General features: G+C 29.6%; 1 protein-coding gene. It reads left to right on the top strand.

Annotated elements, in window-relative coordinates:
- On the top strand, positions 1-270 hold a 270-nt coding region (locus ACIR310F_RS27160; RefSeq protein WP_231387618.1), incomplete at both ends, for a PDDEXK family nuclease.

The following is a 270-nucleotide window of genomic DNA, read 5'->3' as shown; positions in this document are numbered from 1 at the left end:
AATTTATGACGCTGAGTGAACAACATGAAATGATTAAAACCATTCTTGGTTTTTTACTAGAATTATATTCCTGTGAAATAGGTATAAATCTGATTCCAGTAGGTAGTGCTACTCGTCGCGCAAAAGAAAAGAATGCTTCCTTTGAACCTGATGAATCTTATTATATAGGAGAAAAAAAATCAAATCCAGATTTAGCAATTGAAATTAATATTACCAGTGGCAGTATTGATAAACTAGAAAAATACAAAAGATTTAATATTACCGAAGTTT

The organism is Dolichospermum circinale AWQC310F, from assembly GCF_000426925.1.
Lineage (GTDB): Bacteria > Cyanobacteriota > Cyanobacteriia > Cyanobacteriales > Nostocaceae > Dolichospermum > Dolichospermum circinale.
The sequence above is the reverse complement of the archived record's forward strand: the minus strand, read 5'-3'. Positions and strand labels throughout refer to the sequence as shown.